The organism is Pseudomonas sp. AC169 (assembly GCF_979258515.1).
In genome coordinates this window covers 745854-769238 of record NZ_OZ409866.1, presented here as the reverse complement: position 1 = coordinate 769238, position 23385 = coordinate 745854, and the positions used below count along the sequence as shown (strand labels likewise).

General features: G+C 59.5%; 15 protein-coding genes. 9 read left to right on the top strand and 6 right to left on the bottom strand.

The genetic code is table 11. The features are described from left to right. Positions 1–57: 57 nt before the first annotated feature. From ngg to ACZZ0G_RS03350, 3 genes are all read right to left on the bottom strand, one after another. A complete protein-coding gene (gene ngg, locus ACZZ0G_RS03360; RefSeq protein WP_463555305.1) occupies positions 58–1803 on the bottom strand; it encodes an N-acetylglutaminylglutamine synthetase in 1746 nt (581 codons plus the stop codon). 3 nt (positions 1804–1806) lie between these two features. Next, a complete protein-coding gene (locus ACZZ0G_RS03355) occupies positions 1807–3579 on the bottom strand; it encodes an N-acetylglutaminylglutamine amidotransferase (protein ID WP_463555304.1) in 1773 nt (590 codons plus the stop codon). A gap of 109 nt (positions 3580–3688) precedes the next feature. Beyond that, positions 3689–5515: a dermonecrotic toxin domain-containing protein gene (locus tag ACZZ0G_RS03350; protein ID WP_463555303.1), complete on the bottom strand. Its 1827-nt coding sequence runs from the start codon at positions 5513–5515 to the stop codon at positions 3689–3691. A gap of 340 nt (positions 5516–5855) precedes the next feature. On the opposite strand from ACZZ0G_RS03350, the gene ACZZ0G_RS03345 reads away from it, so the two are divergent. Next, the gene (locus tag ACZZ0G_RS03345) at positions 5856–10679 is read left to right on the top strand and encodes an NEL-type E3 ubiquitin ligase domain-containing protein (protein WP_463555302.1); all 4824 of its coding nucleotides are present in this window, start codon (positions 5856–5858) and stop codon (positions 10677–10679) included. Positions 10680–10682: 3 nt separating this feature from the next. Here the strand turns inward: ACZZ0G_RS03345 and mnmC are convergent, their stop codons facing one another. Then, positions 10683–12662 (bottom strand): bifunctional tRNA (5-methylaminomethyl-2-thiouridine)(34)-methyltransferase MnmC2/FAD-dependent 5-carboxymethylaminomethyl-2-thiouridine(34) oxidoreductase MnmC1, encoded by a 1980-nt coding sequence (gene mnmC / locus ACZZ0G_RS03340; protein ID WP_463555301.1) that lies wholly within the window; start codon positions 12660–12662, stop codon positions 10683–10685. A 172-nt stretch (positions 12663–12834) separates the two neighbouring features. Between mnmC and pap the strand changes: the two genes are divergently transcribed. Beyond that, positions 12835–14349, top strand: a complete 1515-nt coding sequence (pap, locus tag ACZZ0G_RS03335; protein ID WP_463555300.1) for a polyphosphate:AMP phosphotransferase — start codon at positions 12835–12837, stop codon at positions 14347–14349. A 102-nt stretch (positions 14350–14451) separates the two neighbouring features. Continuing rightward, positions 14452–15636 carry a thiolase family protein gene (locus ACZZ0G_RS03330; protein WP_463555299.1) on the top strand — a complete coding sequence of 395 codons (1185 nt, stop codon included), beginning with the start codon at positions 14452–14454 and terminating at the stop codon, positions 15634–15636. A gap of 137 nt (positions 15637–15773) precedes the next feature. On the opposite strand, the gene ACZZ0G_RS03325 is transcribed toward ACZZ0G_RS03330, so the two are convergent. Then, positions 15774–15968, bottom strand: coding sequence for a DUF6316 family protein (locus tag ACZZ0G_RS03325; protein WP_463555298.1), 195 nt, complete (start codon positions 15966–15968; stop codon positions 15774–15776). 210 nt (positions 15969–16178) lie between these two features. Between ACZZ0G_RS03325 and ACZZ0G_RS03320 the strand changes: the two genes are divergently transcribed. Beyond that, positions 16179–17138: a DMT family transporter gene (locus tag ACZZ0G_RS03320; protein WP_463555297.1), complete on the top strand. Its 960-nt coding sequence runs from the start codon at positions 16179–16181 to the stop codon at positions 17136–17138. A 123-nt stretch (positions 17139–17261) separates the two neighbouring features. On the opposite strand, the gene ACZZ0G_RS03315 is transcribed toward ACZZ0G_RS03320, so the two are convergent. Then, complete coding sequence (locus ACZZ0G_RS03315; RefSeq protein ID WP_064391457.1) at positions 17262–18656, bottom strand: class II fumarate hydratase; 1395 nt, start codon at positions 18654–18656, stop codon at positions 17262–17264. A 194-nt stretch (positions 18657–18850) separates the two neighbouring features. Between ACZZ0G_RS03315 and ACZZ0G_RS03310 the strand changes: the two genes are divergently transcribed. The 5 genes from ACZZ0G_RS03310 to ACZZ0G_RS03290 all read left to right on the top strand — a co-directional run bounded on the left by ACZZ0G_RS03310 (position 18851) and on the right by ACZZ0G_RS03290 (position 23252). After that, positions 18851–19372 (top strand): DUF2059 domain-containing protein, encoded by a 522-nt coding sequence (locus ACZZ0G_RS03310; protein ID WP_016986973.1) that lies wholly within the window; start codon positions 18851–18853, stop codon positions 19370–19372. A 12-nt stretch (positions 19373–19384) separates the two neighbouring features. Further along, positions 19385–19690 carry a BolA family protein gene (locus tag ACZZ0G_RS03305; RefSeq protein ID WP_463555296.1) on the top strand — a complete coding sequence of 102 codons (306 nt, stop codon included), beginning with the start codon at positions 19385–19387 and terminating at the stop codon, positions 19688–19690. Positions 19691–19853: 163 nt separating this feature from the next. After that, complete coding sequence (gene trhO / locus ACZZ0G_RS03300; protein ID WP_463555295.1) at positions 19854–20795, top strand: oxygen-dependent tRNA uridine(34) hydroxylase TrhO; 942 nt, start codon at positions 19854–19856, stop codon at positions 20793–20795. Positions 20796–20830: 35 nt separating this feature from the next. Beyond that, positions 20831–21433 carry a DsbA family protein gene (locus ACZZ0G_RS03295; protein WP_463558814.1) on the top strand — a complete coding sequence of 201 codons (603 nt, stop codon included), beginning with the start codon at positions 20831–20833 and terminating at the stop codon, positions 21431–21433. Continuing rightward, positions 21426–23252, top strand: a complete 1827-nt coding sequence (locus tag ACZZ0G_RS03290; RefSeq protein WP_463555294.1) for an ABC transporter ATP-binding protein — start codon at positions 21426–21428, stop codon at positions 23250–23252. Before ACZZ0G_RS03295 ends, ACZZ0G_RS03290 begins: the two co-directional genes overlap by 8 nt. The last annotated feature ends 133 nt before the right edge of the window (positions 23253–23385 follow it).

Here is a 23385-nt window from a genome sequence, read left to right as displayed (position 1 = left end):
GTGAGGCGTTCCCACGCAGACGGTTCGACGCCTCGACGTGGGAACGATCAGGAAATGTCAGACAGCCGGCTGACTGTGCGGAAACAGCAAATCGACAAACCGCTCCGCGGTCGGTTGCGGCTCATGGTTGGCCAGCCCGGCACGTTCGTTGGCTTCGATAAACACGTACTCCGGCTGATCCGCCGCCGGCACCATCAGATCGAGGCCGACCATCGGAATATCCAGCGCCCGCGCTGCCCTCACCGCTGCGTCGACCAGCGTCGGGTGCAGAATCGCCGTGACATCCTCCAGCGTGCCGCCGGTGTGCAGATTCGCCGTACGCCGCACAAACAGGTGCTCGCCGGCCGGCAGAATGCTGCTGTAGTCGTAACCCGCCGCATGCAAGGTGCGCTGGGTCTCGTGGTCCAGTGGAATCTTGCTTTCGCCGCTGGTCGCCGCTTGCCGACGGCGACTCTGCGCCTCGATCAATGCGCCGATAGAATGCTGGCCATCGCCGACCACTTCTGCCGGTTTGCGAATCGCCGCCGCGACCACTTCGAAGCCAATCACCAGAATCCGCAGATCGAGACCTTCGTGGAAGCTTTCCAGCAGCACGCGGCTATCAAATTGCTTCGCCGTTTCGATGGCTTGCTGCACCTCTTCGATGCTTTGCAAATCCACCGCCACGCCTTGGCCCTGTTCACCGTCGAGCGGCTTGACTACTACCCGTTGATGCTCGTCGAGAAAGGCCAGATTGTCGTCGGCATTCCCGGCCAGTTGCTGCGAGGGCAGGTTCAATCCTGCACCTTTCAGCACTTTATGGGTCAGGCTTTTGTCCTGACACAAACTCATGCTGATCGCGCTGGTCAGGTCGCTCAGCGATTCGCGGCAACGCACACGGCGCCCGCCATGGCTGAGGGTGAACAGTCCGGCATCGGCGTCATCCACCTGCACATCGATGCCACGGCGATGGGCTTCTTCAACGATGATCCGCGCATACGGATTGAACTGCGCCTCTGGGCCGGGGCCGAGGAACAGCGGCTGGTTGATGCCGTTCTTGCGCTTGATGGCGAAGGTCGACAGGTTGCGAAAACCGAGCTTGGCGTAGAGGCTTTTCGCCTGACGGTTGTCGTGCAGAACCGACAAATCCAGATAACTCAAACCGCGACTCATGAAGTGCTCGATCAGGTGCCGCACCAGCACTTCACCGACACCCGGACGCGAGCATTGCGGATCCACCGCCAGACACCACAGGCTGCTGCCATTTTCGGGGTCGTTGAAAGCCTTTTGATGATTCAGGCCCATGACGCTGCCGATCACCGCGCCGCTGTCTTCGTCCTCGGCCAGCCAGTACACCGGCCCGCCCTGATGGTGCGGGGTCAGCCGCGTGGCGTCGATCGGCAGCATGCCGCGCGCCTGATACAACAGATTGATTGCCTGCCAGTCCGCTTCACTTTGCGCACGGCGGATGCGAAAGCCGCGAAACACACGGGTGGCCTGGCGGTAATCGCTGAACCACAGGCGCAAAGTGTCGGATGGATCGAGAAACAGTTGCGTCGGCTCCAGGCCGAGAATCTGCTGCGGTGCTGCAACGTAAAGAGCGATATCGCGCTCGCCGGGCTGCTCTTTGAGCAGTTCCTGCGCCAGCGAGGCCGGGTCGGGAAAGGTGTGACCGATCAGCAACCGGCCCCAACCGCAATGCACTGCAATCGGCTCGGCGGCCAACGTGCTGCCGTCTTCGGCCAGGCGTGCCTGCAAGCGTTCATACGATGGCGTCTGGCCGCGCAACAGGCGTTGGTTGATGGCCGTGGCGTGGGGTTTCATTAATCAGATTCCTTGTTCACTGAGCCACAGGTTCAGGGCTGCCAGTTGCCACAACTTCGAACCGCGCAACGGCGTCAGTTGGCCTTGCGGATCGGTCAGCAATTTGTCGAGCATGGCCGGGTTGAACAGGCCGCGATCCTGACTCGGATCGAGCAGCAGTTCACGCACCCAGTTCAGCGTATCGCCCTGCAAATGCTTGAGGCCTGGTACCGGGAAGTAGCCTTTTTTGCGGTCGATCACTTCACTTGGAATCACTCGGCGCGCAGCTTCTTTCAGCACTTGCTTACCGCCATCGGGCAGCTTGAATTTGCCCGGTACGCGGGCCGACAGTTCCACCAGTCGGTAGTCGAGAAACGGTGTGCGCGCCTCCAGGCCCCAGGCCATGGTCATGTTGTCGACGCGTTTGACCGGGTCATCGACCAGCATCACCGTGCTGTCCAGACGCAGGGCTTTGTCCACCGCCGCATCGGCGCCGGGTTGGGCGAAATGTTCTTTCACGAAGTCACCGGCCGCGTCATTCGCAGTCAGCCATTTCGGCTGCACGGTGGCGGCGTAGTCGTCGTAACTGCGGTCAAAAAACGCGTTGCGATAGGCCGCATAAGGATCGGCCGCGCCGTCGACTTGCGGGTACCAGTGATAACCGGCGAACAACTCATCGGCACCCTGACCGCTCTGAACCACCTTGCAGTGCTTGGCCACTTCGCGCGACAGCAGATAGAAAGCGATGCAGTCATGGCTGACCATCGGCTCGCTCATCGCGCGGAACGCGGCGGGCAGTTGTTCGATGATCTCTTTCTCGTCGATGCGCAATTGATGGTGCTGAGTGCCGTAGTGCTTGGCGATCAGGTCGGAATACTGGAACTCATCGCCGCGTTCGCCACCGGCATCCTGGAAACCGATGGAAAAGGTCGAAAGGTTGTCGACACCGACTTCACGCAACAGGCCGACGAGCATGCTCGAGTCGACACCGCCGGAGAGCAGCACACCGACATCCACGGCAGCGCGTTGACGAATCGCCACCGCCTCGCGAGTGCTGTCGAGCACGCGGTCGACCCAGTCTTCCAGATTGAGGTTTTTCTCATCCTCGTGTGGGCCGTAGGGCAGGGTCCACCAGGTTTTCTGCTCGGTGCTGCCATCGGCTTCAACGCGCATCCAGGTCGCCGGTGGCAGTTTTTCGATGCCGGCCAGCAAGGTGCGCGGCGCCGGTACCACGGCATGGAAATTCAGGTAGTGATTGAGCGCCACCGGATCGAGGATCGGATTGATGTCGCCGCCCTTGAGCAGCGCCGGCAACGCCGAAGCAAAGCGCAGGCGCTGGCCGGTGCGCGACAGGTACAACGGCTTCACGCCGAGACGGTCGCGGGCGATAAACAGGCGTTGGGCGTCGCGCTCCCAAATGGCAAAGGCGAACATGCCGTTGAGCTTTGGCAGCAGCGCTTCGCCCCAGGCGTGGTAGCCCTTGAGCAGCACTTCGGTGTCGCCACCGGAATAGAAGGCGTAACCCAGCGCTTCGAGTTCGGCACGCAGTTCCGGGAAGTTGTAGATCGCACCGTTGAAGGCCAGCGACAGGCCCAGTTGGCTGTCGATCATCGGCTGCGCCGAGCCGTCCGACAGGTCCATGATTTTCAGGCGACGATGACCCAGGGCAATCGGCCCTTGGGCATGGAAGCCCCACGCGTCGGGGCCGCGAGGGGCCAGGTGATGGGTGATTCTCTCGATCGCTGCAAGGTCTGCAGGTTGTTGATCAAAACGTAACTCGCCAGCTAATCCGCACATAAAATCCTTACCGGTTTTTCCGTTGGGGAGGGGTCAAGCCATACCTCGCCAGAAGGGCGGGTACTCAGAAACTGACCCGTGCCGGTAAGTGGAGTTTTAGAACGATAAGTTATAAGTGCGGCGTAGGGTCTGGTTCCGGCGCACGGCACTCAACTGGTTTGCAATGAATGTCTTCTTGAGCATGGGTATTTTGCTTGGCGCTTACGCCATGTTTCACGCTCCAGCCCTTACTGGGTGAATACACGGCCGGTGGACGGTAGGCGTCCTGATCGAGCGGATGGCAGACGCGCCAGGCGAGAGGGTCGGGCTCCACTTCAAAAACGCTGTCGGCGACTCTGATGAAGTGCCTGTCGTTCCATTCGTATATTTTGTGTTCATAGTGATCCAGACTCCCCTGAGCTATAACCAGACTGGCGATGTAGGCCTTTACTTCGTACTCAGACACTGCGGATTTTTTCTGTAGATAGAACGGTTGCCCGGTTGATTTTCCGGTTAATTCGAATTGGTCGAAATAATCAGTTGCCGCGCCTTCGTCCGCCTGCGGTTTGTTGCCATCGCTGTCGCCATCAGCGCACCACGGTGTTTTTTTCAGATCCAGCAACCGAATCAGGGCCAGGTGCCGTTCGGGCACCGGCCAGGTATCTACGCTATTGAATACGCTGCTCAGCAGCCGATCAGTGGGATGGGTGCGCAAGCGGCTGATGAAATCATCGGTCGGACTTTTGAGAGGCGTGAAATATTTGCCCAAGGCCGATTTTTTTCGTCGGTTGGCATAGGCCGGTTCATTGACATTGACGACCGGCACCGCAAACTCCCTGACATCAGCGCAGAACTTGTCGACGTAACGATCAAACAGGTGTTGATATAAACCTTTCTCGAGAGGAATGAAGTTTATATCCGAGTATATGTTTTCCATATTGTTAAGCGAAAATTCGTGTTGCTCGACGATGGGTAGCTGAGACTTGATTAATTCACGAAAGTCCGCTTTTGGAAGAAATTCGTAAACAAAACGATCTATGTATTCGGTGCGGTTATTGGATTTGTAGAAGCCATCACCGGAATCGTTGGGTACATACAGGATAAAACTGTCTTTATTTGCCTCTGTAGAGTGGCGCCACGTGATCAACGTGGCGTCTGTCGTATGTTTTCCAAACAACTGCAAAGCGTGCAGCTGGATTTTACCTTTGTAGAATAAATCGCCCGTGCGGATATCCTCTTTGCTGTATATGAGCTGCATAAGGGCATGAAGCTGATGGGGAGGAAATTCAGCACCCAGAGCGTCCTTGCCAGGCGGTTTGGTGAAGTACTTTTCATAAGCGCAGAGTTCAAGGTTGTGCCTGTGCAGTTGTGCGCCGAGCCGTGTGACGCGCGCATCCTTCAATACGCTGGAGATGTATTTGAGGTAGGCACCGCCGAGATCAAGTTCGCGACTCAGCGCTGCAAATTCCTCTGCGCTGATCCTGAGATCCGATGCCCCCTGCTCAGATGCTTTGCGCGGTTGAGGCAACGTCCCGCTGTCACTTGAAAAGTACCCGGCAGCGGCTTCCTCGTCGGTAAAGTTCAGCATGGCCGCCTGTAACAAGGTGAGGCTAGGCGAGGTCTGGTCTTTGGTGTTGGCGGGGGTGAGCCTGATCAGGTCATCGACGCTGAAGCGCATTCCGTACTTCTGCTTCAGTGCGTGCAGAAGTCTGAGTCTGCAGAACGTTTGCAGATTTGCCAGCTTGCTCACCAGCGATTCGAAGTAATGATGAAAGGGAGTCGCCTGATTGATTGCGTTATGAAAATCAACAAGTTTTCCGGGATCGTTCTTCTTGAACAGGTTGATGAAACGATCCAGGGGGGTTGGCGCGCCTGAATCGTTGAGTTCCTCCGTTGATACGCTCGGCTGTTTTTCGTTTGTTGCAGCAATCGGTTGTTGTTCCGGTGGTGTGCTCATGGGAAAGTCTCGTTATGAAGAAGAGTTTTTATCCTAGAGTTTTTCAGTGGAGGAGAATATCGCGATTAGTTGATAGTTAGGAACCTTATGCAAGCAATGATTTTATTGAAAGCTATACGTATATACCGCCATGGCGATTCAGAAATATGCCTCGGATAGATCCTGGCGTGACTCGATTGCCGGTGCCGGAAGTTTATAGGGTTCGGGTGTTGCAGGAATATTTTTATCAGTGATAAAAGTTGATGGGTTGTTTAGGTTTTCAATGGTTTTTCAGGTTTTTAATGTGCGTTCGATAGCGATAAAGTTAAAAGCCGATAACCGCAATAAAGGACTATTGCTGATGACAACCAAGGAAAACAAACAAGCGCTGACGCAAGGCTCGATCTTGAGCACGTTACTCGAAGCCACCGACGACCTCGACACCGCCGAAACTCTGGAAAAAACGCTCCCGGCGTATTTGCTCAAGGCGTCGGCCACCAGCCTGGCCAGGCTGGATAAAATCAACCGTGAACTGTACGCCCGGCAGCTCAAGGTGAATAAGGAACTGATCCGGCTAAAACCGTTGGCCGACTTCTGTATCAGCGAACTCAACGCAGCACTGAGCCAAAAATGGCCGGCGCTTTATGACCCAGATGTGGATGTGATCAGTCTGCCGGGTGTTGATTGTGGCTGCGAGACGACCGCGACCGATCAGGCCGGGATCGACCTCGTCAAACACGCCTCGCAAACGCTCTTGCAGGCGGCCATGCAGAACTTCACCGAAGACGAGGAGCAGGCTGACGCGTTTCCCGAGGGCAGTCAGGTGCGCCTGAAAAGCGCGCCGCTGGGTGTGGGCGGCTTGACTCCGGCGGCGTTCGCCGCATTTTGCCGCCAGCTGGATCTGGGCAGGAAATACCAGGAGCATCTGCAGCAAGTGTTCGGCCTGCGTGATGAAAGCGGCACAGTTGTGGCGACCAGTGACACGACCCGCGATATCGCCGCATTGAAACAGTCGCTATTGGAACTCGATGTACACCTGGCCCAGCTCAAGGGCGATATCACAGCGGCAGGCTTGCGCATGTTGCAGGACCTGATGTTGGCCGAGGGCGTGGCGTCGGCGCGAACCCTGCGATACGGCAAAGAACCGCGGATCATGCAGGGCATCAAGATACTCGACAGCTGCGTGTGGGGCGTCGTCGTTTTTTCCAAGCGCTCGGTGGAAAAACACCCTGAGGACGGATGCATCGTGTACATGCCCGGCGAACCTGAGCGGGCCGTGTACGAATACCCGAGTTTCAATGCATTCAAGCGCTACCTGGTGCAACAACTGAAAACCGCGGATTATCAGGACTACTTTGCCCGCAGCCTCGACGAAGATGACAAGGCGGATTTCTTCAAGACGTTCGCTGAAAAAAACGATCTGGGCCTGGTCGAACAATGGCCGATCAGCGTGCCGCTCTTTGATTTCATGGTGCAAAGCCATGTCGGCAAGTTGCAGATCGACGCACGCAAACTGGCAGTGCCTACTGCTGATATCGATGAAGAGACACGCCGCCAGCGTCTGCTCGATTTCATTCAGCGCGGGGTGAGCATTGCCTCGGTGGCCGGGCTCTTCGTGCCGGTGCTCGGGCAATTAATGATGGGCGTCGCGGTGGGGCAATTGCTTGGTGAAGTGTACGAAGGTGTCGAAGACTGGCAGCGCGGTGATCATCAACAAGCCCTGTCGCATCTGCTCAGCGTGGTCGAGAACATCGCGTTGATGGGCGTCTTCGCCGGCGGGCAAAAAGTCTTGGGGGCACTGGGTAGCAAACTGCTGCGCACGCACCCGCAGTTCTTTGGGGAATTCACCGCCATTCTCAATCACGCCGGTAAAGCGCGCCTGTGGAAGCGCGATTTGGCGCCCTACGAGCATTCTCTCCCGGCAGGGTTCACCATCGATGCCGGCTCCAAGGAGTTTTATCAGATTGGCACGAAAACCCTTGGCAATGTGGACCATCGTGTGTTCGCCGGCAGCTACGATATCGACGCCAACCTGTGGCGCCTGGAACACGCCAAACGAGCGCAAGCCTATACCCCGGAACTGGTCCGGCACGTCGAAGGCGGTTGGCGGCTACCCGGCGAAGAGCCGGAGGAATGGGGCAGTTCTGCGTACGCGCTCAAACGCATCGATCCGCACTTGCGCGAATTCGTCGACAGCGATCTGGACATGATGCGTCGCCTCAGCGACACCTCGCATCAGACCGTGCTCGACACCTTCAACGACAATTTGAACCTGCCTGTACGCCTGCGCGATACCGTCGAGCGTGTACGCATCGGGCGCCAGTTGCGGGAGTTGACCCTGGAGCTGGAAAACGGCGAGACCCATTCCGGGCAATCTGTCGAGACGCTGATGCATGCCTTGCCGAAGCTGCCGGGCTGGCCCACCGACCGCTATATCGAGGTGGCCGCAGAAGAAGGGGAGGTCGAAGCGACCTATCCTGCGAACAGCACGATCGACGAAACGCTGGGTGTGGTTGTAACGCGGGACCAATTGTCCCGGGGGCAATTGTTGCAAACGGTGATCGATGGCCTGTATCAAAACGAGGTCGATGCGTTGCTGGGCGGCAAAGTTGCAAGAAGCACTGAGGAAAGTGCACTGGCGAAAAAGCTTGGTGCGGCGCTCAAGTCCGATTATCGCGCGGTGTTCGAGCGTCTGTATCAACGTTACGACGCGAGTCAGGCGGATGAGCTGCTCAATTTGCGCAAGGTTTCCGCCGACATCCCGGCGCGCTATGGACAACGGCTGATCGACCGCGCCCCCAGTGTCGAGCGCCAGCACCTGCGCACCACCGCACGGGTGCCATTGCGGCTGGGGCAGCGGGCCCGGGCCGCTGTCGCCAAGGTGCGTCTCGACCGCGGGCTGACGGGATTTCACTGGCCACTTCTGGCGAATGCCGATACCGACAAACTGGCCATTCAGTTGCTGCCACGCCTTGGCGGCTGGGATAAAAAGCTGCGCCTTGAGGTGCGCGACAAGACCTTGACCGGACCCGTGCTGGAAGCCATCGGCGAGGCGTCCGCGACCTCCGACGATACCTGTTACCTGGTGAAATCCGCTGACGGTTATGAAGCATTTGCCGGCGACAAGAAATCCCTTGGCAAGGTGGCGTCGGGGCCCGACGCCTTGTATGCCGCCATCCTCAAGGCGCTGCCGTCAAGTCAGCGTGAGGCGAGCGGATTGATCGATGCCGCGCAGACCGGCAGACAGCGCTTGCGCAGCAAGTTGCTCGACGCAGGCCTCGAAGAGCGCGAAGCCACCGGGCGAACACTGGTCAACGGCAAGTACGAACCGCCGGGCGTCGAGCCGGCCTGCGTGCAGGGCGATCAGGCCCCGACGACGAACCACTCACGCAAGTTGCTGCGCAAAGTGCGCAAACTCTATCCCCGCCTGGATGACGCGCAGGCCAGTCAATTGCTTGATGAACTGGGCGAAGATCCGCTGAGCCGGGCGCTGCGGGTCAAAGCCTTGCGTCAGGATCTGAAAACCCTGCGTGACGTTCTCTTTATCTGGAGTGAGGATGGCACCGCCCTGGAGGCGATGGAAGGGGACCTGGCCGAAGCGCGGCACAGCCGCAAGATGGCGGCCGAGCTGATCGAGAAGGCCTTTCGGCGATTTGACTGGGCCGAGGGTGAACAGGGCAAACCGGTCTGTACCCTCAATCTCGATCGAATGCGCATCGGCAAGCTGCCGAGCATGCCTGCGGGGTTGAGCTTTGACCACATCCAGCGTTTGTCGATGAAAGACATGGCGCAGGATGATGATCTCACGTACTTCCTCAAATCCTTCAAACAGCTTGAGTCGCTGGAACTCGACAACAATAAAATCACCCGCCTCCCCGAAGTGCTGTCGCATATGCCCAACCTCAAGCGATTGAGCCTGGAGGGCAATCAGGTAAAGCTGACCGAGCAGACATTGACGAAGCTGAACCGGCTGCGCACGCTGACGAATCTTGATCTGAACGACAACCCGTTGGGCGCCACTCCGGATGTCAGTCAAATGAGCAACCTGCGTCTGTTGCAGCTGCGCCAAACGGGGATTACCGAACTGCCTCAAGGTCTGCAGAATCTCGCCCATATCGAATGGATGAATCTGAGCGAAAACAAAATCGAGGAATTGCCGGATTGGCTGTTTCAAAAACCACGACGATTTACCCGGACGCTCAACCTGGGGGGCAATCCCTTTTCTGAAACCAGCAAGACGTATCTGGATAACTATCGCAATAACTACGGTATAGGAATGGGTTTCACCGCAGACGACATTGTCCGACTGCACGAACAAACCGCGCGCTCATTATGGCTCACCAAGACAACCGGTGAGGAATGGCGGACGCAGGTGCGAATCTGGGAGGCGTTTCGCGACGATAGCCGTGCCGAAGGCTTGTTTCAGTTGCTGGCGCGACTGGGCGATACCGCCGACGGGGCGAAGGGCCGCGCTGACCTGCAGCGACGGATCTGGGTGGTATTGAAGGCAGCAGAGGCTGATGGCCCTCTGTGCGATGAGTTGCTCAACCTGGCCGCCAACCCGATCAATTGTGATGACACGGCGGCGATCAATTTCAGTCATCTTGAAGTGGCTGTTCACGTCGATCATGTAACCAAGGGAGCGGGCGGCAAGGTCACTGCCAAACCGCTGCTCGAACTCGGCCGCAGTCTGTTCCGGCTGCATCGGCTGAACGCGATTGCCCACGAACATGCGGTCAGGGTCGGGAAGCTGGATGAAGTCGAGGTGAACCTGGCTTATCGCATCGGGCTGGCGAAGACACTGGACCTGCCCGGCCAGCCGCAGAACATGCTGCTCGGACCGGAGAGCGGCGTGACTGCCGCTGATCTGGAAAAGGCGCAACACCGGATCGCTACAGACGAACTCTCTCCCCGATGGCTCGAATTCATGCAGCAGCAGACGTTTTGGCGTGACTATCTGAAACGTACGTTTACGCGCAAGTTCTCGCTGATCGATGAGTCGTTTGCGCCGCGGATGAGTACCCTGGATGAGCAGGCGGACACACTGCCCAGTGCTGACTATCTGAGGCAGGGGCTTGCCCTCAAACTTCAAAAGGAGCAGGCGCAAGAGGCAGAGTTCAAGCGCCTGACGCAAGAGTCTATCCGCCTGATGGACCTGGGCCTGTGCGTGATGCCAGACATGTGAGGTTCACCTGCCGCGAATCAACTGACGCAGGACGAAGCGGTTAGGGTGACAGGCTTCGGCGACACTGCGTGGCAGCGGTAGCGGTTCGTTGTCCAGCCACGCGGCAAGCAATTCGCCGGACAATGGCGCGGTAATCAGTCCGCGCGAGCCGTGGCCGCTGTTGATGTACAGACCGTCGAGCCACGGACAGGCGATGTCCGGCACTTGCCGGGCATCCTTGCTCAGGGCGGCATAGGCCTCAAGGAACGCTTCGCGGTCGGCGAGGGGCCCGACAATCGGCAAATAGTCAGGGCTGGTGCAGCGAAAGGCGGCGCGGCCCTGCAGCTGTTCCAGCGGCTGTTCGCCGATGTGCAGACGCGCGACGAGGTCGGTGGAAATCTCTTCGAGCATCGCCAGATTGCCCACATGCTCGGCCGTGGTCGGTGTCAGGTCTTCGCTGTTGAAATCGAAACTGGCGCCGAGGGTGTGCTCGCCCAAACGCGCCGGGGCGACGTAGCCTTCGGCACAGACCACGGTGGTCAGCGCCTGGCTTTCGGTAGTTTCGGCGAGACGCGTGATCTGCCCGCGAATGCGTTTGAGCGGCAGTTCGGCGCTTTGCGCAAAACGTTTGATCTCGGCGGCACCAGCCAGCACCACGATCGGCGCGCTGGCGAGCAGGCGGTCGCCGTCGAGGGCTTGCCACTGGCCATCGACCTTGCGCAACTCCAATGCTTCGCGATGGCTGAGCAGTTCGATGTTGGGTTGCGCCGCCTGTGCCTGACACAGCGCCGGCGGATGCACCCAACCCCCTTCGGGATAGTACAAACCGCCGTGGTCCACGCCGACCCCGGCGCGGGCCTGCGCCTCGGGCTGATCAAGCCACTGCAACAGATCTTCCGGGAATGCCGCCGCCAGTTGCGCGTGGCGCTCGGCTTCCTTGGCATTGAATGCCAGTTGCAGCACGCCGCAGTCGTCCCAGTCGGTGCCGCGTTGCAGGGTTTCCAGCAGGCGTCGGGTGTAACCGAAACCGCTGACGATCAGTTGCGACAGCGCCGTACCGTGGGCGGACAACTTCAGATACAGCACGCCCTGCGGATTGCCCGAGGCTTCTTGCGCCACGGCCTCATGGCGTTCAAGCAACGTGACCTGCCAGCCCCGTGCGGCCAGACTGGACGCCGTGGCACAGCCGGCGAGACCGGCGCCGATCACCAGCGCACGCCGCTCAGCGACGATCGGTGCAGGACGAGCGAACCAGGGTTTGTCCGGCACTGGCGGTGCAACTTCCGCCGGCCAGTCAAGAAACTCGCCACGGAGGATTTCCCACTTGTGGCCGATGCCCGGCGTGCGCTTCATTTTGAACCCGGCGGCATTCAGCAAACGCCGTACCCAACCGGTGCTGGTGAAGGTGCTGATGGTCGAGCCGGGCGCCGCCAGCCGTGCCAGTTCAACAAACAGTTCGGCGGTCCACATGTCGGGGTTTTTCGCCGGGGCGAAACCGTCGAGAAACCACGCGTCGATCTGCGCGTCGAGCTGCGGCAATTGCTCCAGGGCATCGCCGATCAACAGCGTCAGCGTCACACGACCATTGGCCAACGTGATGCGCTGAAAACCCTGATGGATCGCCACGTAGTGCGTCAGCAACTGATCGGACAGTGGCTTGAGTTCAGGCCACAAGGCCAGGGCCCGTTGCAAATCCGCTGGGCTCAATGGGTATTTTTCAACACTGACGAAATGCAGCCGCGCGCCGGCGACAGCGTGCTGTTCGAACAGCTGCCAGGCGCAGAGAAAATTCAGCCCGGTGCCGAACCCGGTTTCGCCGATAACCAGCCGTCCGTGTGCCGGCAACGCGGCAAAACGCTCGGCCAGACGGTTTTGTTCGAGGAACACATAACGGGTTTCATCCAGACCTGATTTGTCGGAAAAATACACGTCATCGAACACTCGCGAACGCGGGCGTCCCTGGTCATCCCAATCGAGTTGGGCGTGGGGCAATACGGGCTTCATGGCAGGCTCGGCAACGACAAGGCCGCCATTCTAGCCGATCGCGCAGGCGCTGCTTGATCCATGGCAAGGCTTGCGCTTACTGACTCACGGACAATCCGCCACCCGCGGGAATTTCTGCGCCGCTGCTGTGCCCAATCCGCTAGTCTTGCTGAATCCTGGAAGGAGCCGTCCCATGTTTGAATCCGCTGAAATCGGTCACGCCATCGACAAAGACACCTATGAGGCGGCCGTCCCGGCATTGCGTGAAGCCTTGCTCGAAGCCCAGTTCGAATTGCAGCAGCAGAAGCGCTTTCCGGTGATCATCCTGATCAACGGCATCGAGGGCGCGGGCAAGGGCGAGACGGTCAAGTTGCTTAACGAGTGGATGGACCCGCGCCTGATCGAGGTGCGCACCTTCGATCAGCAAACCGATGAAGAGTTGTCGCGGCCACCGGCGTGGCGCTATTGGCGGATGCTCCCGGCCAAGGGGCGCATGGGTATCTTCTTCGGCAATTGGTACAGCCAGATGCTGCAGGGGCGGGTGCACGGCTTGTTCAAGGATCCGCGTCTGGATCAGGCGATTGCCGGTGCCGAGCGTCTGGAAAAGATGCTTTGTGATGAAGGCGCGCTGATCTTCAAATTCTGGTTTCATCTCTCGAAGAAACAGATGAAGGCCCGGCTCAAGGCACTGGCGGATGATCCACTGCACAGCTGGCGCATCAGCCCGCTGGACTGGCAGCAGTCGGAGACCTACGACAAGTTCGTCAAATACGGCGAGCGTGTACTGCGCCGTACCAGCCGTGATTACGCACCTTGGCATGTGATCGAAGGCGTCGACGCCCACTACCGCAGTCTCGCGGTCGGCAAGATTCTCCTCGAAGGTTTGCAAAATGCGCTGAAACGTCCGGACGTGCATCCCCATGATGTCAGCGCCGCACCGCTGGGCACACCGGTCGATCAGTTGAACCTGCTCGACAGCCTCGACCTGACCCAGCGTCTGGAAAAGAAAGACTACGAAGAACAACTGATCACCGAACAGGCGCGATTGTCCGGGCTGATGCGCGACAAACGCATGCGTCGCCACGCACTGGTCGCGGTGTTCGAAGGCAACGACGCGGCAGGCAAGGGCGGGGCAATCCGTCGGGTCGCGGCGGCGCTCGATCCACGTCAATACAACATCGTGCCGATTGCCGCGCCGACGGAAGAAGAAAGAGCCCAGCCGTATTTGTGGCGTTTCTGGCGGCACATTCCGGCGCGCGGCAAGTTCACCGTGTTCGACCGCTCTTGGTACGGCCGGGTCTTGGTGGAGCGGGTCGAAGGCTTTTGCACGCCGGCCGACTGGCTGCGTGCCTATGGCGAGATCAACGATTTCGAAGAGCAACTGGCCGACGCCGGCGTGATTGTCGTCAAGTTCTGGCTGGCCATTGATAAAGACACGCAGATGGAGCGCTTTCAGGAACGCGAAGAAATCCCCTTCAAGCGCTTCAAGATCACCGAAGACGACTGGCGCAATCGCGACAAGTGGGACGCGTACCGTGCCGCCGTCGGCGATATGGTCGACCGCACCAGTTCGGAGATCTCGCCCTGGACCCTGGTCGAGGCCAATGACAAGCGCTGGGCGCGGGTGAAGGTGTTGCGCACGATCAACCGTGCGCTGGAAGACGCCTTCGAGAAATCCGACAAGCGCGCGAAGAAACACAAGGACTGAGCCGATAGACGCGCATACGCGGGGTGAATGATTGTCGCGGTCGGCAATGGGGTGGACTTATGCTCGGTTCACTCTCAACCGACAACAACAATGAGGTATGCCATGCGTGAAGTGGTGATCGTCGACAGCGTCCGGACCGGCCTAGCCAAATCCTTTCGCGGCAAGTTCAACCAGACCCGTCCCGATGACATGGCGGCTCACTGCGTCAACGCGCTGCTCACGCGCAATGACATCGACCCGGCCAGCGTCGAGGATTGCATCGTCGGCGCCGGCTCCAACGAAGGTGCGCAGGGTTACAACATCGGCCGCAACGTCGCGGTGCTCTCGCGTCTGGGCACTGGCACGGCCGGCATGACCCTCAACCGTTTCTGCTCGTCGGGCCTGCAGGCGATCGCGATTGCCGCCAACCAGATTGCCTCGGGTTGCAGCGACATCATCGTTGCCGGTGGCGTTGAATCAATTAGCCTGACAATGAAAAGCGTCAACACCGATCACTTGATCAACCCTGTGCTCAAGCAGCAGACGCCGGGCATCTATTACACGATGGGCCAGACCGCTGAAGTGGTTGCGCGGCGTTATGGCGTCAGCCGTGAAGCGCAGGATCGCTATTCATTGCAAAGTCAGAACCGCACTGCGGCGGCGCAGGCCGGCGGGCTGTTCAACGATGAAATCGTGCCGATGGCGGTGAAGTATCGCGTCGAGGACAAAAACACCGGTGAAGTGCAGATTCTCGATGGCGTGGTGGATCGCGACGACTGCAACCGTCCGGACACCACCTATGAAAGTCTCGCCGGGTTGAAACCGGTGTTTGCCGACGATGGTTCGGTGACGGCAGGCAACTCGTCGCAACTGTCCGACGGTGCGTCGATGACACTGGTGATGAGCCTGGAAAAAGCCCTGCAACTGGGCCTCAAGCCGAAAGCGTTTTTCCGTGGCTTTACCGTGGCCGGTTGCGAGCCGGACGAGATGGGCATCGGCCCGGTGTTCTCGGTGCCGAAACTGCTCAAGGCCAAGGGCTTGCAGGTGGCGGATATCGATCTGTGGGAGCTGAACGAGGCGTTCGCGTCGCAGTGCCTGTACAGCCGTGATCGGCTGGAGATCGATAACGACAAGTACAACGTCAATGGTGGCTCGATTTCCATTGGCCACCCGTTTGGCATGACCGGGTCGCGGCAGGTCGGGCATCTGGTGCGTGAGTTGCAGCGGCGTAATTTGCGTTACGGCATCGTGACGATGTGCGTGGGCGGCGGAATGGGCGCGACGGGGTTGTTTGAGGCGGTGCGCTAAGCACTGACCTCTTTGGTGTCTGATCTACCGCTTTCGCGAGCAGGCTCGCTCCCACAGTAGATCTCCAGTGAGCACCTATTTTGTGTTCACCAGATCCAATGTGGGAGCGAGCCTGCTCGCGAAGGGATCGACCGGATTTACCGGTTGGAATCCAGAAGCTGCATCCGCGCGATATAAGCCTTTATTTCCTGCTCAGCCCTCTCGGCACTCTCAAACGGCCCCTCAAGGGTATTTTCCCGAGTGCTGAAATACAGTTCACCATTGACCCGGCACAGGCGGTCGCTGCGAAAGTGCGTGGCGGGGGCGCTGTCCTGGGCGCGCATTCCTAACATGAGCGGTCTCCTTGGCTGAAACGCTGAACGGGATCCAATGAGCTTATGCCTGAAGCACATGGCGCGCCCGCTCAGGCGATCAACGGCAGCGCGTCAATTAAATGCTGCGACCTGCACAGTTTCATTCGCGTCCTGACCGCAACTGTCCCTGTGTCGCGCCCGGTGGCAAGCCTAGAATGGGCGCACTTGTCCGCAGGCGTTGGGGTTTTCATGCACATTTCATCCGGTCGCTGGGTCTACGGCTTGTTCCTGGCGCTGCTGACCGCGTTTCTGTGGGGCATCCTGCCGATCAAACTCAAACAGGTGTTGCTGGTGATGGATCCGGTCACGGTGACCTGGTTTCGTCTGCTGGTGTCCGGCGGCTGTCTGTTCATCTATCTGGCGGCGGTAAAACGTCTGCCCAGCCGTAAAGTGCTCGGGCCCAAGGGCGGCTGGCTGGTGCTGATGGCGGTGCTCGGGTTGGTCGGCAACTATGTGTTGTACCTGATGGGCCTCAATCTGCTCAGCCCCGGCACCGCACAACTGGTGGTGCAAATGGGCCCGATCATGTTGCTGATCGCCAGTCTGTTTGTGTTCAAGGAGCGCTTCAGTATTGGTCAGGGCATGGGGCTGGTGGTGTTGCTGATCGGTTTCGTGCTGTTCTTCAACCAGCGGCTGGCGGAGTTGCTGACCTCTTTGTCGGATTACACCGCCGGGGTTTTGCTGGTGCTGCTGGCGTCGACGGTGTGGACTTTCTATGCACTGGGCCAGAAGCAATTGCTGACGGTGTGGAATTCGCTGCAGGTGATGATGGTGATCTATCTGTTCTGTGCACTGTTGCTGACGCCGTGGGTGCATCCGCTCGAAGCGCTGCAACTCAGTCCGTTGCAGGGCTGGCTGCTGCTGGCGTGCTGCATGAACACCTTGATTGCCTATGGCGCGTTCGCTGAAGCGCTGGCGCATTGGGAGGCGTCGCGGGTCAGTGCGACGTTGGCGATCACGCCGTTGGTTACCTTTGGCGCGGTGGCGATTGCAGCGGGGATCTGGCCCGAATATGTGCATGCCGAGCAGATAAACGGGCTCGGGTATGGCGGGGCGGTGCTGGTGGTGCTGGGGTCGGCGCTGGTGGCGTTGGGGCCATCGTTGATTGCCGGATTGAAGGCGCGGCGGATGAAGATGGCGGCTAGTTAAACCGCGTCGCAGCCATTCGCGAGCAAGCTCGCTCCCACCTTTGAACGCATTTCCAACATCAGAATGCGGTCCACTGTGGGAGCGAGCTTGCTCGCGAAGACGGACTTTCAGGCGCTAGAAAACTTAACCCTTGGCACCCGCCTCGATCATGTTCTCCGGCCGCACCCACGCATCAAACTCTTCATCAGTCAGATAGCCCAACGCCAACGCCGCCTCACGCAAGGTCAGCCCTTCGCTGTATGCCTTCTTGGCGATCTCCGCCGACTTGTCATAACCGATATGCGGGTTCAGCGCCGTCACCAGCATCAATCCACGCTCCAGATGCCTTGCCATGACCTCGGCATCCGGCTCCAGCCCGGCAATGCAATGCTGCTGGAAGTTGCTGCAGCCATCGGCAAGCAGACGAATCGATTGCAGCAGGTTGTGGATGATCACCGGTTTGTACACGTTCAACTGCAGGTGACCCTGACTCGCGGCAATGCCGATGGTTACGTCATTGCCCAATACCTGACAGGCGAGCATCGACAGCGCCTCGCACTGCGTCGGGTTGACCTTGCCCGGCATGATCGAACTGCCCGGCTCGTTCGCCGGCAGCCGCACTTCAGCAAACCCTGCGCGTGGGCCGGAGCCGAGCAGACGCAGGTCGTTGGCGATTTTCATCAGTGCCACGGCGAGGGTTTTCAGCGCGCCGGAGAGGCTGGTCAGCGGTTCGTGGCCGGCGAGGGCGGCGAACTTGTTCGGTGCGGTGACGAACGGCAGGCCTGAGAGCGCCGCCAGCTCCGCGGCAATCGCTTCACCAAAACCGTGTGGCGAATTCAAACCGGTACCGACCGCGGTGCCGCCCTGGGCCAGCTCACACACCGCCGGCAGCGCTGCGCGGATGGCTCGTTCGGCGTAATCCAGCTGAGCTATAAACCCGGACAACTCCTGACCGAAGGTGATCGGCGTCGCATCCATCATGTGCGTGCGCCCGGTTTTCACCAGTTTCATATGCCGCGCGGCCAGTTCGGCGAGGCCACCGGACAACTCGGCAATTGCCGGCAGCAGTTGTTCCTGCACGGCTTGCGCGGTGGCGATGCTCATGGCGGTGGGGAAGCAGTCGTTGGAGCTTTGCGAGCGGTTGACGTGATCGTTGGGGTGCACCGGCGTCTTGCCGCCGCGCGGGTTGCCGGCCAGTTCATTGGCGCGACCGGCGATCACCTCGTTGACGTTCATGTTGCTCTGGGTGCCGCTGCCGGTCTGCCACACCACCAGCGGGAACTGGTCGTCGTGCTGGCCGTCGAGGACTTCGTCGGCGGCCTGTTCGATCAGACGGGCGATGTCGGCGGGCAGGTCGCCGTTGCGGTCGTTGACGCGGGCGGCGGCTTTCTTGATCAGGGCCAGGGCGTGCAGTACCGGCAGCGGCATGCGTTCCTGACCAATGGCAAAGTTGATCAGCGAGCGTTGCGTCTGAGCACCCCAATAGGCGTCGTCCGGGACTTCGATCTGGCCCAGGCTGTCGGTTTCGATACGGCTCATCGTGCACACTCCTGTTGGTCTGTTTGCGCAGTTTAGGCCGGCTTCGGCCCGGGTGGTTCCATCGAACCGATTGTTGACCGGCAAAACCCGGTCAATCAAGCGCGGCAAGGCTTGGGGGGTTGAGCCGCGGCGATTTTTAGGCGCAGAATGGTCGCCCTTGGGGTTTTACCTCGCCTAGCTGAAAAGGAAACTCGATGACTCGTCTTCGTGCCATCTGCACCGCGGTTGCACTGGTTTGCGCCAGCGGCCAGGTGCTTGCCGATACCGCCAGCCACAACGCCAGTGCTGAAGCTTTCCTGACCCTGGCGCACGCTGACAAGCTGGGCACTCCGGTGTACATGCAAGTGCAGCAAATGTTCGCTCAGCGTTTCGAACAGACCAAAGCCCCGGAAGCCAAGAAAGCCGTACTGGAAACCTACCAGGCCAAGGCTAACGCCGCGCTGGACCAGGCCATCGGCTGGAACAAGCTCAAGCCGGACATGGTCAAGCTCTACACCACCAACTTCAGCGAATCGGAGCTGAAAGATCTGGTCGCGTTCTACCAATCGCCACTGGGCAAGAAAGTCCTGGAAAAAATGCCGCAGCTGACCCAGCAATCGGCCCAGATGACCCAAGCCAAACTGGAAAGCGCCGTGCCAGTCGTCAACAAGCTGCTCGACGACATGACCAAAGAGCTGGACCCGAAAGGCGCTGCTGCGCCGGCCAAGAAGAAGTAAGCGGAGTTCGTGATGACCATGCAACAACGCATCGAATCGACGCTGGCCCTGCTTCAGCCTGAACACCTGCAAGTGCTGGATGAAAGCCACATGCACAGTCGCGGGTTGCAGACCCACTTCAAGGCTGTGGTGGTCAGCGCGCAGTTCGACGGCCTGAACCGGGTCAAGCGCCACCAGAAAGTCTACGGCACGCTCGGCGAGCTGATGGGCGAATTCCATGCGTTGGCGCTGCACACCTACACCCCGCAGGAATGGGCAGAGATCGACGCCGCCCCGGCGTCGCCGACCTGTGCCGGAGGACGGCAGCCGCAAGCTTGAAGCGGCAAGCTGCAAGCTAAAGGCGAGTGTTCCTGGCTTGCCGCTTGAAGCTCGCCGCTTGAAGCTGCTTTTTTGCTAGAATCCGCAACGCGCCGCTCACCCGGCGCGTTTTTTTTTGAATCCGGTTCACCCTTTGCGAGGGTAGCCACCTGGAGAAATACCCATGACACAACCGATTGTCGTGGCGGCACTGTATAAGTTCGTCACCCTCGAAGATTACGTCAACCTGCGCGAGCCCCTGCTGCAAGCGATGGTCGACAACCAGATCAAAGGCACCCTGCTGATTGCCGAAGAAGGCATCAACGGCACGGTTTCCGGCAGCCGCGAAGGCATCGACGGCCTGCTCGCCTGGCTCAAGAACGACCCACGCATGATCGACATCGATCACAAAGAGTCGTACTGCGACGAGCAGCCGTTTTATCGCACCAAGGTCAAACTGAAAAAAGAGATCGTCACCCTCGGTGTCGAAGGCGTCGACCCGAACAAGAAGGTCGGTACCTACGTTGATCCGCAAGACTGGAACGCGTTGATCAGCGACCCGGAAGTACTGTTGATCGATACGCGCAACGATTACGAAGTGTCGATCGGTACCTTCGAAGGCGCCATCGATCCGAAAACCACCAGTTTTCGCGAATTCCCTGACTACATCAAAGAACACTTCGACCCGGCCGTGCACAAGAAGGTCGCGATGTTCTGCACCGGTGGCATTCGCTGCGAGAAAGCTTCGAGCTACATGCTCAGCGAAGGCTATGAAGAGGTTTACCACCTCAAGGGTGGCATCTTGAAGTACCTCGAAGAGGTGCCGCAGGAAGAAACCAAGTGGCAGGGTGACTGCTTTGTGTTCGACAACCGCGTGACCGTGCGTCACGACCTCAGCGAAGGCGACTACGATCAATGTCATGCCTGCCGCACACCGGTCAGCGTTGAAGATCGTGGGTCCGAGCATTACGTGGCCGGCATCAGCTGCCCGCATTGCTGGGACAAGCTGAGCGAGAAGACCCGCCGCAGCGCCATCGATCGGCAGAAGCAAATCGAGCTGGCCAAGGCGCGCAACATGCCGCACCCGATCGGCTACAACTATAAGCAAGCATCCACCGAGGCTTAACCATGTCTGCACGCCTGCTCTATGTGATGGATCCGATGTGTTCGTGGTGCTGGGGTTTCGCTCCGGTGGCCAAGGCATTGGTCGAGCAGGCGCAAGCAGCCGGGGTGGAGCTGCATCTGGTGGTCGGCGGTTTGCGCACCGGCAGCGGTTCGGCGCTGGAGCCGACCACGCGGCGCTACATTCTTGAGCACTGGCAAGCGGTCACCGAGGCCACCGGCCAGCCGTTCAAGCTCGACGGCGCCTTGCCCGACGGTTTTGTCTACGACACCGAGCCTGCTTGCCGCGCTATCGTCACGGCGCGCAGCCTGGCGCCGGATTGCGCGTGGAAACTGGTCGGACTGATTCAGCAGGCGTTTTACGCTGAAGGTCGTGATGTCACCCAGGCCAGTGTGCTGGTCGAGTTGGCCGAGCAGGCCGGTGTACCGCGTATCGAATTCGCGGCGTTGTTCGATCATGCCGATCAACACAAAGCCACTCAGGCCGATTTCAGCTGGGTACAGGATCTGGGCATCGCCGGTTTCCCGACCCTGCTCGCCGAGCGCAACGGCCAACTGGCCTTGCTGACCAACGGCTATCAACCGCTCAGCGAGCTGTCGCCATTGCTCGGCCGCTGGCTGGAGCGCGCCGCCTGTGCCTGACCTGGCCGATGACACGCAAGCCGTAAAGCGTGTCGACCGGCTGAGCTGGGCAGAAGTCCGGCGACTGGCACTCACTCACAAAAAATCCCTGTGGATCGCCAACGGCGTAGCCGTTCTGGCGACGTTGTGCAGTGTGCCGATTCCGTTGCTGCTGCCGTTGCTGGTCGACGAAGTGCTGCTCGGCCACGGTGATGCCGCACTGAAAGTCATGAACCATGTGCTGCCGACGATGTGGCAGCAAGCGGCGGGTTACATCGGCCTGATGTTGCTGGTGACACTGACCCTGCGGTGCAGCTCGTTGTGTTTTGGCGTGTTGCAGTCGCGGCTGTTCGCACGGCTGGCCAAGGACATCGTTTATCGCATTCGCGTACGCCTGATCGAACGGCTCAAACGAATTTCCCTCGGCGAATACGAAAGCCTGGGCAGCGGCACCGTGACCACGCACCTGGTCACCGATCTGGATACCCTCGACAAATTCGTCGGCGAAACCCTCAGCCGTTTTCTGGTGGCGATGCTGACGCTGGTCGGCACTGCGAGCATCCTGATGTGGATGCACTGGAAACTGGCGTTGCTGATTCTGCTGTTCAACCCGCTGGTGATCTACGCCACGGTGCAATTGGGCAAGCGCGTCAAACACCTGAAGAAACTCGAGAACGACAGCACCTCGCGCTTCACCCAGGCGTTGAGCGAAACCCTCGATGCGATTCAGGAAATCCGCGCCGGCAACCGTCAGGGTTTCTTCCTCGGGCGGCTCGGCCTGCGCGCGCAGGAAGTGCGCAATTACGCGGTCAACTCGCAGTGGAAAACCGACGCTTCCAACCGCGCCAGTGGCTTGTTGTTTCAGTTCGGTATCGACATTTTTCGCGCCGCGGCGATGCTCACGGTGCTGTTCTCCGACTTGTCGATCGGCCAGATGCTCGCGGTGTTCAGTTATCTGTGGTTCATGATCGGCCCGGTCGAACAACTGCTCAATCTGCAGTACGCCTATTACGCAGCGGGCGGGGCGCTGGCGCGGATCAACGAACTGCTGGCGCGTGCCGATGAGCCGCAATATCCCGGCGGCGTCGATCCGTTCAAAGGTCGTGACACCGTCGGCATTCAGGTGCAAAGCCTGAGCTTCGGTTACGGCGATGAACTGGTGCTCGATCAACTGAACCTGTCGATTGCCCCCGGTGAAAAAGTAGCGATTGTCGGCGCCAGTGGCGGCGGCAAAAGCACCTTGGTGCAATTGCTGCTCGGGCTCTACACGCCATTGTCCGGCACCATCCGCTTCGGCGGTTCGACCCAGCAGGAAATCGGTCTGGAAACGGTTCGTGAAAACGTCGCGGTGGTGTTGCAGCACCCGGCGCTGTTCAACGACACCGTGCGTGCCAACCTGACCATGGGCCGCACCCGCAGTGACGAAGCGTGCTGGCAGGCGCTGGAAATCGCTCAGCTCGAAGCGACCATCCGCGCTTTGCCCAATGGCCTGGACAGTGTTGTCGGCCGTTCCGGCGTGCGCTTGTCGGGCGGTCAACGGCAACGCCTGGCCATCGCCCGAATGATCCTCGCCGAGCCGAAAGTCGTCATCCTCGACGAAGCCACCTCGGCCCTCGACGCTGCCACCGAGTACAACCTGCATCAGGCTATGGCGCGCTTTCTCAATGGCCGCACCACGTTGATCATTGCCCACCGTCTGTCGGCGGTGAAACAGGCCGATCGCGTGCTGGTGTTCGATGGTGGCCAGGTCGCTGAAGACGGCGATCATCAGCAGTTGATTGCCGATGGCGGTTTGTATGCCAAGCTTTATGGTCATCTGCAGCAGATCCAGCGCCCTTGAGTTTCGCCCCGGTTTCTGCGCTTAGTGCTTGAATTGCATTGAGTAAAATCACCCGGAACGCTCAAGCAGGCCAGCCATTTGCGCAATCGACCTGGAGGACGGCAGAGCTGTCCCTTTGACTTGTCGAAAATTA

Coding starts and splice junctions, on each gene's coding strand:
- ACZZ0G_RS03355 (WP_463555304.1), bottom strand. CDS start 3,579: ATGTGCGGATTAGCTGGCGAGTTACGTTTTGATCAACAACCTGCAGAC.
- ACZZ0G_RS03325 (WP_463555298.1), bottom strand. CDS start 15,968: ATGTTAGGAATGCGCGCCCAGGACAGCGCCCCCGCCACGCACTTTCGC.
- trhO (WP_463555295.1), top strand. CDS start 19,854: ATGACACAACCGATTGTCGTGGCGGCACTGTATAAGTTCGTCACCCTC.
- ACZZ0G_RS03350 (WP_463555303.1), bottom strand. CDS start 5,515: ATGAGCACACCACCGGAACAACAACCGATTGCTGCAACAAACGAAAAA.
- mnmC (WP_463555301.1), bottom strand. CDS start 12,662: ATGAAGCCCGTATTGCCCCACGCCCAACTCGATTGGGATGACCAGGGA.
- ACZZ0G_RS03320 (WP_463555297.1), top strand. CDS start 16,179: ATGCACATTTCATCCGGTCGCTGGGTCTACGGCTTGTTCCTGGCGCTG.
- ACZZ0G_RS03315 (WP_064391457.1), bottom strand. CDS start 18,656: ATGAGCCGTATCGAAACCGACAGCCTGGGCCAGATCGAAGTCCCGGAC.
- ACZZ0G_RS03330 (WP_463555299.1), top strand. CDS start 14,452: ATGCGTGAAGTGGTGATCGTCGACAGCGTCCGGACCGGCCTAGCCAAA.
- pap (WP_463555300.1), top strand. CDS start 12,835: ATGTTTGAATCCGCTGAAATCGGTCACGCCATCGACAAAGACACCTAT.
- ACZZ0G_RS03295 (WP_463558814.1), top strand. CDS start 20,831: ATGTGTTCGTGGTGCTGGGGTTTCGCTCCGGTGGCCAAGGCATTGGTC.
- ACZZ0G_RS03310 (WP_016986973.1), top strand. CDS start 18,851: ATGACTCGTCTTCGTGCCATCTGCACCGCGGTTGCACTGGTTTGCGCC.
- ACZZ0G_RS03345 (WP_463555302.1), top strand. CDS start 5,856: ATGACAACCAAGGAAAACAAACAAGCGCTGACGCAAGGCTCGATCTTG.
- ACZZ0G_RS03305 (WP_463555296.1), top strand. CDS start 19,385: ATGACCATGCAACAACGCATCGAATCGACGCTGGCCCTGCTTCAGCCT.
- ngg (WP_463555305.1), bottom strand. CDS start 1,803: ATGAAACCCCACGCCACGGCCATCAACCAACGCCTGTTGCGCGGCCAG.